The sequence below is a fragment of the Intestinimonas sp. genome, from assembly GCF_026169115.1.
Lineage (GTDB): Bacteria > Bacillota > Clostridia > Oscillospirales > Oscillospiraceae > Intestinimonas.
The window spans coordinates 1-10,036 of record NZ_JAPFEA010000063.1 but is presented as its reverse complement, the minus strand read 5'-3'; the positions used below and the strand labels follow the sequence as shown (position 1 = coordinate 10,036).

The window sequence follows — 10,036 nt, the reverse complement described above, 5'->3', positions numbered from 1 at the left end:
TCTCCGAAGCAAACGAAATGATTGACCGCTATATCTGTTTTTACAACCATGAGCGCATCCAGTTAAAAACCGGAGAGGCGCCGCTGGCGCGACGCCTCTCCACTTAAAACTCAATATTTCCTACCAGGGGCTCTTTTTTGTACTGTCCGCACAATCTGGGGCAGTTCAGTTCACTTCGGTCCACGGGATTTTTTATATTCGGGCTTACTGGCCCAGCAGGGCCCGGTACTCCTCCTCGGCGGCGGGGCGTCCCACCACGGAGAGGGAGGCCAGGGGGAGCTGGAAGAGCCGCCCGGCCAGAGCGCGGACGTCCTCGGCGGTGACGGCGTTGTAGGCGTCGATGACCTCCTGGGTGGTGAGGGCCCGGCCCTGGAGGAGGAGGCCCCGGCCCAGGGCGCTCATCCGGGACTGGGTGGACTCCAGACCCATGAGGACGTTGGCCTTGGAGAGCTCCCGGGCCCGCTCCAGCTCTTCGGGGGCGGGGCCGTGCTCGGCAAAGTCGGCGATGACCTGGAGGATGGTCTCCAGGGCCTCCCGCTCGGTGTCCCGGCCCAAGGCGGTGTAGACGGCGAAGACGCCGGTCTCGGCGTGGCCTGCGCCGTAGGTGTAGATGGAGTAGCACAGGCCCCGCTTCTCCCGCACCTCCTGCCACAGCCGGGAGGACATGCCCGAGCCCAGCATGGTGGACAAAAGCTGGAGGACGAACCGGTCCTTGTCCCCGTAGGGCAGGCCGGGGAAGGCCAGGGTCAGGTGGTTCTGCTCGGTGGCCTTCTTTTTGAGGGTGATGGCGGGGCGGTAGACGGCGGGGACGGCGGTGGGGACCTCCCCCGCCTCCAGCCCCAGGAGCCGGGCTTTCAGGGCGTCGGCCATAAGGGGGGTGAAGCTGCCCGACAGGGCGGCCACCATGGCGTTGGGCCGGTAGTGGGCGCGCTGGTAAGCCTTGAGCCACTCCCCCGTCATCTTGTCCAGCGTGGCCTTCCGGCCCAGGATGGGCCGGGCCAGGGGGCTCCCCTTGTAGACGGCGGCCATGAGCCGCTCGGAGCACAGGTCCTCGGGGTTGTCCTGGTACATGCTGATCTCCTCCAGGATGACCCCCCGCTCGGTGTCCACATCGGCCTGGTCGAATTTGGAGTCGAAGACCATGTCGCACAGGAGGTCCAGGGCCCGGGGCAGGTGCTCGTCCAGGCACCGGGCGTAAAAGCAGGTGCACTCCTTGGTGGTGTAGGCGTTGACCTGGCCGCCGATGGCGTCCATCTCCTGGGCCAGGGCCCGGGCGGAGCGGCGGCCGGTGCCCTTGAAGACCATGTGTTCGATGAAGTGGGCGGCGCCGCTCTCCCCCGCCTTCTCATGGCGGGAGCCGGTGGCCACCCACAATCCCAGGGAGGCCGAGCGGACGCCGGGCACGGCCTCGGTGATGATGCGCCCTCCGTTGGGCAGGGTTTCAATGTCGTAGCGTTCTTCTTCCATGCTGACCTCTCCTGTGTGTTTTAACTGCCTCAGCCGTCCCGGCGGATGGTGGTGCCCATGGTCTGGCCGGAGACGGCGTCCAGGAGCATGACATGGTCGATGCGCCCGTCCAGCACCACCACCTCCGACACTCCATTGTCCAGGGCCCGGATGCAGCTTCTCAGCTTGGGCACCATGCCGCCCTGGATGAGGCCGCTGTCCAGCAGCTCCCGGGCCTCCGAGGCGGTGAGAGAGGGGATGGCGGTCTTGGCGTTGCGGCTGTCCATGAGGATGCCGTCCACGTCGGTGAGGAAGACCAGCTTGTCCGCCTTCAAAGCCTCGGCCACGGCGCAGGCGGCGTCGTCGGCGTTGCAGTTATAGCTTTCCCCATTTTCTCCCGCGCAAACCGGGGAAATGACGGGCACATAGCCGCCGGAGAGGAGCAGACGGATGAGCTCGCCGTCGGCGGCGGTGAGCTCTCCCACGTGGCCCAGCTCGGGGTCCTTCTGCCGGGCGGTGAGGATGCCGCCGTCCTTGCCGGAGAGACCGGCCGCCTTCACGCCCAGGCCACGGAGGGCCATGACCACCTGCTTGTTCATCTGGGCGGAGAGGACCATCTCGGCCACCGCCATGGCGGTGTCGTCGGTGATGCGGTAGCCGTCCCGGAACCGGGGGGTCTCCCCCAGCCGTTCCAGCCAGCGGTTGATGGTCTTGCCGCCGCCGTGGACCAGCACCACCCGGACCCCGGCCATCTGGAGGGCGGCCACGTCCCGGAGGATGGAGTCCACCGCCCCGTTCTCCCCCAGGGCGGAGCCGCCGTATTTGAGCACCACGGTGCTGCCGGCGCTCCGGGCCAGCCGGGGCAGGGTGTCCAGCAGCCCCAGCACCTTTTCCATGCCGTCCAGGTGGTGCTCCACGTCGTACTCGTGGAGATACTGCTTGGCGTAGTCCACGTCGGAGATGCAGTCGATATAGGCGGTGCCCCGCTTCTGGCGGGTCTCCGCCCCCTTGCCGGTGATGAGGATGACGGTGGGCCCGTGGGCCTCCATCACCGCCATGCGGATGGCCTCCCCCCGGTCAGGCTCAATGGAGTAGTCGCACCTGCCCTCAATGTGCCCGGCCATTTCCCGGGAGATGTCCAGCACGTCCTCCTCGCCGGGGTCCTCCTCGGTGATGATGACCTTGTCGGCGTATTGGGCGGCGATCTCGGAGAGGTCCTTCCGCCGGTCCAGGGCCTTCTTGCCCGGGCAGCCGAAGACGATGACCACCCGCTGACCTGGGTACTCCTCCTTCACAGAGAGGAAGAGCTTTTCAAAGCTCAGGCGGTTGTGGGCGTAGTCCACGATGGCGGTGATGTGGCCGTCGGCATTCTGGTAGACCTCCATCCGCCCCGGCACCCGGGCCTTCATAAGGCCCACATAGATGTGCTGCTCGGGGATGCCCAGGCCTTCGCACACGGCGATGGCGGCCAGGGCGTTCTGGACGTTGAAAAGCCCCGGCATGGTGAGCCGGAATTCCCGGCTGAACCGGGGGATCTTCACCCGGAAGAGGATGTCCCGTCCCTGCTTGCGCACGTCGCTTGCGTAGACCGTGGCGGCTGGGTCGGTCTCGGAGAAGGTGATGAGCCGCCCACCGCTCTCCCCGGCGGCGTTGAGGACGTCGGTCACCCGCTCAGTGTCCAGATTGACCACGGCCAGGGGGGCGTGGCGGAAGATTTTCAGCTTGGAGGCGAAGTAGTCCTCGAAGTCGGGGTGCTCGATGGGGGAGATGTGGTCGTAGCCGATGTTGAGAAAGACGGCGGCAGAGAGGGCCACGGCGTCCATGCGGTCATACTTCAGGGCCTGGGAGGAGACCTCCATAGTGAGGTACTCTACCCCGCTGCCCGCGGCGTTGGCGAAGTGGCGCTGGAGGTCCAGGGGCTCCGGGGTGGTGAGGTGGGATTCAAACCGCTCCACCCCGTCGTAGGTGTCGATGGAAGAGATGACGCCGCTCTCCGGCTTCTTCTTGGCGGCGAGGTATTCGTCGAAAATATACTTAAGGTAATATGTGGTGGAGCTTTTCCCCTTTGTACCGGTGATGCCCACCACATGGAGCTTGGCGCTGGGGTGGTCATAGTAGAGGTCGGCCAGCAGGGCCATGGCCCGGCGCACGTCGGTCACCTGGAGGCAGGGGGCGTCCCCGGCCTCGGGCCAGAGGTGGTCGGAGAGGTAGACGAAGGCCCCCTTCTGGAGGGCGTCGGAGAGATACTGGCCCTTGAAGTGGGCCCCCTTGACGATGAAGAGGGTATTGGGGCGGACGTTCTGGGAGTCGCAGGAGACCAGCTCCACAGGGGTGGAGAGGAGGGCGGGCGAGAGAGCCTGTCCGCCGGTCAGCAGCCCCTCCCGCTGGAGGAGCTGCCAGTAGTCGCCCAGAGGGCGGATGGGAAGATCCATGTGTGTCACCTCATGATAGATTATCGCAGCAGGGTGTTTTCCGGCGTCACGGTCTCCATGCCGCTGCCGGCGGAGAAGTAGTATTCCAGGATCTGGGCGGCGATGCTGGCCAGGGTGGAGCCGGAGCCGCCCTTCTCCACCACGATGGCCAGGGCGATCTCCGGGTCCTCGTAGGGGGCGAAGGCCACGAAGAGGGCGTTGGACTCGGTGGCGCTGCTCACCTGGGCGGAGCCGGTCTTGGCGGCCACCTGGACGCCCAGATCCTTGAAGTAGGTCTTGGCGGAGCCCTCGGTGGTCACCTTCAGCATGCCCTCGGTGACGGCGGAGAGGTGCTCCGGGTCGATGTCCAGCTGTCCCAGCACCTCCGGCTCATACCGGTAGAGGACCTGGGAGAAGTCGGCGGATTTGACCTCCTTGAGGAGGTGGGCGGCGTAGTGGGTGCCGCCGTTGGCCAGGGTGGCCACATAGCTGGCCAGCTGGAGGGGGGTGAAGCGGCTGCTGCCCTGGCCGATGGCGGCGGGGAGGGTATTGCCGTCGTACCAGGTCTGACCCTGGCTTTCGGTGTACTCGGGGCCGTCCATCCAGCCGGTGGACTCATAGAGCTCGATGCCGGTGGACTCTCCCAGGCCGAAGGCGGCGGTGTACTCCTCCAGCAGGCTGATGCCTAGCCGCCGGCCCACATCGTAGAAGAAGACGTTGCAGGAGTCCTTGATGGCGTCGGTGACGTTCTCTCTGCCGTGGGTGCCCCGCTGCTGCCGGTAGATCCAGCACTGGGGCTGGTAGTCGTCGTAATAGAGGTAGCGGCCGGTGTCCAGGATCTCGGTGTCCGGGGTGATGATGCCCTCCTCCAGTCCGGCGATGGCGGTGACCATTTTGAAGGTGGAGCCGGGGGGATAGACCTCCTGGGTGGCCCGGTTCTTGAGGGGCTCCAGGGGGTCGGCCAGGAGGGCGTTGTAGTTCTGGGTGTAGGTGGTGAGGTCGAAGGTGGGATAGGAGGCCATGGCCAGGACGCCGCCGTCCCGGACATCCATGACCACGGCGGCCCCGCCCTCGGTGTCCTCTGACTCCAGGCCGCCGATGCCGTCGGCCAGGACCTGTTCCACCTTGGCCTGGAGCTTTTCGTCCAGGGTAAGGATGACGTTGCCGCCGGGCTGGGGGGCCAGCACCTCGCCGGTGACCTGATCCACCACCCAGTTGTCGTCCCCGCTGACCACCTTGCCCTGGTCGTTGGTCTCGATGTTCCGCTTGCCGGGTGCGCCGTGGAGGTAGTTCTCAAAGGCCAGCTCCACCCCTTCCTTGCCCACGGTGGCATTGTAGGGGTAATCCAGGGCCTGATAGGTGTTGTTCCACTCGTCGGAGCTCATAAGCCCCACCCGGCCCAGCAGGTGGGCGGCGCAGGTGGTGTTGTAGGCCCGGACGGTGGTGGTGTCGATGTTGACGCCGGGCAGACCGGACTCCTTCACCTTGACGATGAAGGGCATCTCCACGTCCTGGGCGAAGACATAGGCGGTGTAGGTGATCTCCCGGGACCGCAGGGAGAGCTCATAGCGCACCCCCGCCAGGTCTCGGCGCTGGCGGTCAGGCAGGTCGGGGTCGATCTCGTAGTAGCCGGCCAGGGCGTCCAGGAAGGCGGCGGCGCTGGGGTAGCTGACCCCCTTTCCCGCCTGGGCGGCGGCCCGGATGTCGTCGGCGGTCTCCCGCTCCGGCAGGCCGGCCAGCTTTTTCAGGCTCCCGGCCAGGGCGTAGAGGTTGTTGACCGCGCCGTTGGAGACGGCGTCGAAGGTGAAGACGAAGGGGGCCTCCTTCGATATGGGAAGGGTGTCGGTCCAGGTCACCCCCTCGGCCCGGCAGATGTCCAGCAGGGCCAGGAGGGTGCCGTTGACGTCCTCCATGAAGGAGGTGTCCAGGCTCACGTTGTAGCTCTGGGTGTTGGTGACCAGCACCCGGCCATAGCGGTCCAGGAGCTTGCCCCGGGAGGCTTCCACCGTCTCAGTCTTGGCGATCTTCCGCCGGGACTGCTCCAGGTAGTCGGCGCCGTGGACGTACTGGAGGTCGTAGAGGACCCAGGTGAAGAGGAGAAGGAGGACCAGGAGCACGCCCACGATGCCGCGGACCCGCCAGTGAAATTGCTTGCCGTCCATGAAGGCTCCTTTCTCGGGTAGATGGGGGTGGGATCAAAGGCGGAGGGCCTTGACGATGCGCCGGCGGACCCAGGAGAACCAGGGGTAGAGCAGGCACACAAAGCAGAGGGACCAGAAAAGCTCCGGCACCGCCACCCGCAGCAGGGCGTAGAGGTCGGAAAGGCCGGTAAACAGGCCCAGGGAGACGCGGAAGAGCTCCAGCAGACCCAGTCCGGCGGCGCAGCAGAGGAGGCAGCCGCCGAAGTTCCGGCGCAGGGCGTACTGGGAGGCCGCCCCGGCGGCCCAGCCCATGAGACACAGGCCCAGGGTCATCTCTCCCCAGGCGCCGTAATAGACGGCGTCGCACAAAACGCCCACCCCCAGGCCGAAGCCGGCGCCGCCCGTCACCCCCTCCAGCACCGCCACGGTGATGGCGGCCACCGGGAGGAGCAGGGGGCTCGCCCCCGGCCAGGGGAGGCGGTTGAGGACGTAGAGCTCCAGCCACCACACCGGCAGCAGAGCCAGGGCGTAAAAAAACCATTTTAAGAGAAAATCCTGTCGGGTCAACGGGCACAGCTCCTTGTCAGGCGGGTCACTCCACGATGTCGAAGTCCTTGATGATGAAGACCTGGACCAGACTGTCCAGATCGGCGGCGGGCTGGATGACGGCGTACCGGGAGATGCCGGAGGCGTCGGTGTGGATGGATTCGATGGAGCCCACCACCAGGTCGGAGGGGTAGTTGCCCCCCATGCTGGAGGTGAGCACCAGGTCTCCGGTGATGAGTTCGGTGTTTTCGGGCAGGTAGGTGAGCTTCAGCCGCCCATCCGCCATGAGGGAGAAGTCTCCCTCCAGGATGGCGATGGACTCGGTGCGGGAGAGGAAGGCGCCCATCTCCAGGTTGGCGTCCACCACGGTGAGCATGGTGGACCAGTTGAGCCCCACCTGGTCGATGACCCCCACCAGATTCCAGGCCGCGTCCACCACGCAGTCGCCGGCGGACACCCCCTGGTCGCTCCCCTTGCTCAGGACAAGGGTGGAGTCCCAGTTGGTGCTGCTCCGGGCGGTCACCGAGGCCGACTCCAGCTCAAAGCGCCGGTCCTTGGGGCGCAGCCCCAGCAGCTGCCGGAGCCGCGTGTTCTCCTTGCTGTCGGCCTCGCCCTCCCGGGCGTCGGCCTCCAGCTCAGCGATCTCGGCCTTGAGCCGGTCATTCTCCGCCTGGAGCTCATCATAGCGGAAGGAGTAGTTGTAGACCCCCTCCACCCAGCCGGCCAGGGCGGAGATGCCGTTGCGGATGGGGGTGGTCACCACGCCCAGCACGTTGCCCAGGGGATTGGGCGCTCCCTGGAAGACGTAGGCCCCCACCGCCGTCAAGGCGGCCAGGAGCAGGGCGATGACCAGAATGATGGGGCCGTTGCTGCGGAAGAAGCGTTTCAAGGCGTCCCCTCCCCGGCGGCGGCCATCAGGTCCAGGCCGAAACGGGCGAGCATCCGGCCCAGTCGGCACAGAGGCAGGCCCATGACGTTGAAGTAATCCCCCTCCAGGCGCTCTGCCAGCAGGGCCCCCAGGCCCTGGATGCCGTAGGAGCCGGCCTTGTCCATGGGCTCGCCGCTTTGGACGTAGGCGTCGATCTCGGCGGCGGTGAGGGGACGGAAGGTGACGGCGGTGACCTCGTGCTCGGTGAGGACGCTCTCCCCCCTGAGCAGGGTGACGCCGGTGTAGACCTGGTGGGTACGGCCGGAGAGGGCTGTGAGCATGCTCACGGCCTCCTCCCTGCTGCGGGGCTTGCCCAGAATGGCTCCGTCCAGGGCCACCACCGTGTCGGCGGCGAGGATGAGGGGCTCCGGCCCGGCCAGGGCCCGGGCGGCCTCCCCCTTCCGGCGGGAGAGGAGCTCCACCGCCGGGCCGGGGGCCATGCCGGCGGGCAGGGTCTCGTCGGCGTCGGTGGGCCGGACAGTGAAGTCCGTTATGCCGATTTGTTCCAGAAGCTGACGCCGCCGGGGGGACCCGGAGGCCAGAATGAATTCCATAGGGATATGCTCCTTTCCGTGGGTGGGGACGGCGCCGTAGGCGCCCCCGAAAATCTCCCCGCGTTATGCTGAGCGGCAGCGAAGCATCCGTTTCCCCCGTCCCCTTCCGTGACGGGGCCACCCCCTCAGCCGCCTGGGGCGGCAGCTCCCCCGTCAAGGGGGAGCGATCTTCGCGTGGGGCGCGGCTTCCCAGACGCGCCAGACCACCCCGCGGCGCGGTCCCAAACCGGGCGGCCGTCCTGTATGGCGGCCCTACAAAATAACCGCAGCCTTAGCGTAGGGCCGATGTCCCCATCGGCCCGCCCCCCCGCAGACCTTCCCCCTCCCAGGGGGAAGGTGGCATTTGCGGAGCAAATGACGGATGAGGGTGGGCATCGAATGTGGTTTGGCGCGCCGGGGTCGTCGCGCCCCACATGCTGATTCCCCCACGTCATCCTGAGCGTCAGCGAAGGATCCGTCTCTCCCGTCCTTTTGCGTGCTGTCGGGGACGAGGGATGCGGATTCTTCGGCTCCGCCTCAGAATGACAGGGGAAGGATGGCCTGAGAATGGCGAAAGGGGACCTCTCAGACCGGCAGGCTCACGCTCCCGTGGAGCCGAAGCCGCCGCTCCCCCGGTCTGTCTCGTCCAGATCCTCCACAGGGACGGGGCGGACCTGGACCACCGGTACCACCGAGAGCTGAGCGATGCGGTCGCCGGGGGCGATGGTGTAGGGGGTGTTGGAGAGGTTGGTGAGCCCCACCTGGATCTCCCCCCGGTAGTCGCTGTCGATGACCCCCACCCCATTGGAGAGGGCGATGCCGTGCTTCACACCCAGGCCGGAGCGGGCGAAGACCAGGGCCATATACTCCGGCGAGGGCAGGGCGATGGCGATGCCGGTGGGGATGCGCACCAGCTCGCCGGGGCCGATGGTGAGGGGCCCGTCCAGGCAGGCGTGCAGGTCCATGGCCGCCGCGCCGGCGCTGGCGTAGAAGGGATAGGGGATCTCCCCGCCGATCTTGGGGGAGAGGGCTTTGATGGGCAGGTCCATAAAGATACCTCCAGAAAAGGGGTCACTCCACGTCCCGGTAGTAGAGACCGCGGGTGATGTCGTCCGGGGCGGGGCGCTCCTGGCCCAGGTACTGCCGGGCGATGTGAAGACACTCCTGGGCGGACTCGGTGGTGAAGCTCAGGCGGGCGGCCCAGGCCCCCACCCGGCGGTAGTCGGCGGCCTTGTCGGCCAGATAGAGCCGCTTGGCGTTGAAGATCTCGCTGCGGCAGCCGGGGGCCCGGAGCACTGGGAAACGCTCCCCCTTCCGGTCCACCAGCAGGCGGTCCTTCCCCTCACAGGAACGCTTGCAGCCGCCGTCCCGGTTTTTGAGGATGCAGTTTTCTGTAATCATCAGGGGGAGCCGGCCATAGACCAGGAGCTCCAGGTCGATGAGCTTGGAGAGGTCCCGGATCTGGGCCAGCTTGAGCTCAAAGGAGGCGGTGGCCGAGACAAAGCCCATGCGCTTGAGCTCCTTTATGGACTGGGAGTTGAAGACGGGCAGGCCGAAATCCCCCCGGAGGGCAAAGCCGTGATTCCGGGCGGGGGCAATGAGGTCCAGGGTGCCCACCAGGGCGTCGGTGATCCCCAGGCTCCGGGCGGTCTCCAGCTGCCTGTCCAGCTCCTCACGCTCCCGGTCCCAGCAGATCCGGGGCAGGGTGACCCCCACCCGGACCCCGGCGGCCAGGGCGGTCTCGGCGGCCTCGGGGTGGGCGGCCAGCTCCTCCGCCGGCAGGCAGAGGAGGGCGGGCTTCAGCCCGCACAGCTCCTGGGTGAGCTGCCCGGCGGAGCGGAGGGACAGGGTGAGGACGGGGGGCTCCTTCCGGTTTTCGTACCGGACGCCGGGGTGGAAGGGCCCCACCTGGGGGGCGGCGGGGGCGGCCCCCCGCTGGCGGGTGAGCTCCTCCAGGACCTGACGGCGCAGGGCGTTGAGGGCGGCCACCGGCACGGAGAGGTCGGGCTCCACCAGGGCCCGGACCTGGGT

Annotated in this window: 8 protein-coding genes; all 8 read right to left on the bottom strand. The window is 67.2% G+C overall.

Annotation, left to right across the window (positions count from 1 at the left end; genetic code table 11):
* Nucleotides 1-204: 204 nt before the first annotated feature.
* A complete protein-coding gene (locus Q0Y09_RS06140; protein ID WP_297719160.1) occupies nucleotides 205-1,467 on the bottom strand; it encodes a pitrilysin family protein in 1,263 nt (420 codons plus the stop codon).
* A gap of 29 nt (nucleotides 1,468-1,496) precedes the next feature.
* A complete protein-coding gene (argB, locus tag Q0Y09_RS06135; protein ID WP_297719157.1) occupies nucleotides 1,497-3,878 on the bottom strand; it encodes an acetylglutamate kinase in 2,382 nt (793 codons plus the stop codon).
* A 20-nt stretch (nucleotides 3,879-3,898) separates the two neighbouring features.
* Nucleotides 3,899-6,019, bottom strand: a complete 2,121-nt coding sequence (locus Q0Y09_RS06130) for a penicillin-binding transpeptidase domain-containing protein (RefSeq protein WP_297719154.1) — start codon at nucleotides 6,017-6,019, stop codon at nucleotides 3,899-3,901.
* Nucleotides 6,020-6,052: 33 nt separating this feature from the next.
* The gene (gene mreD, locus Q0Y09_RS06125) at nucleotides 6,053-6,565 is read right to left on the bottom strand and encodes a rod shape-determining protein MreD (protein WP_297719151.1); all 513 of its coding nucleotides are present in this window, start codon (nucleotides 6,563-6,565) and stop codon (nucleotides 6,053-6,055) included.
* A gap of 25 nt (nucleotides 6,566-6,590) precedes the next feature.
* Nucleotides 6,591-7,433, bottom strand: a complete 843-nt coding sequence (gene mreC, locus Q0Y09_RS06120) for a rod shape-determining protein MreC (RefSeq protein WP_297719148.1) — start codon at nucleotides 7,431-7,433, stop codon at nucleotides 6,591-6,593.
* Nucleotides 7,430-8,026, bottom strand: a complete 597-nt coding sequence (locus tag Q0Y09_RS06115) for a nucleoside triphosphate pyrophosphatase (RefSeq protein ID WP_297719146.1) — start codon at nucleotides 8,024-8,026, stop codon at nucleotides 7,430-7,432. The genes mreC and Q0Y09_RS06115 overlap by 4 nt, the downstream gene beginning before the upstream one ends.
* A 578-nt stretch (nucleotides 8,027-8,604) precedes the next feature.
* Nucleotides 8,605-9,054: a dUTP diphosphatase gene (gene dut / locus Q0Y09_RS06110; protein WP_297719144.1), complete on the bottom strand. Its 450-nt coding sequence runs from the start codon at nucleotides 9,052-9,054 to the stop codon at nucleotides 8,605-8,607.
* 22 nt (nucleotides 9,055-9,076) lie between these two features.
* Nucleotides 9,077-10,036, bottom strand: a 960-nt coding sequence (locus Q0Y09_RS06105; RefSeq protein WP_297719141.1) for a U32 family peptidase, incomplete at its 5' end; no start/stop codon positions are given.

Excerpts from the sequence above, each read along its gene's own strand:
- Q0Y09_RS06140 (WP_297719160.1), bottom strand. The coding sequence starts at position 1,467 with ATGGAAGAAGAACGCTACGACATTGAAACCCTGCCCAACGGAGGGCGC.
- dut (WP_297719144.1), bottom strand. The coding sequence starts at position 9,054 with ATGGACCTGCCCATCAAAGCCCTCTCCCCCAAGATCGGCGGGGAGATC.
- Q0Y09_RS06115 (WP_297719146.1), bottom strand. The coding sequence starts at position 8,026 with ATGGAATTCATTCTGGCCTCCGGGTCCCCCCGGCGGCGTCAGCTTCTG.
- Q0Y09_RS06130 (WP_297719154.1), bottom strand. The coding sequence starts at position 6,019 with ATGGACGGCAAGCAATTTCACTGGCGGGTCCGCGGCATCGTGGGCGTG.
- argB (WP_297719157.1), bottom strand. The coding sequence starts at position 3,878 with ATGGATCTTCCCATCCGCCCTCTGGGCGACTACTGGCAGCTCCTCCAG.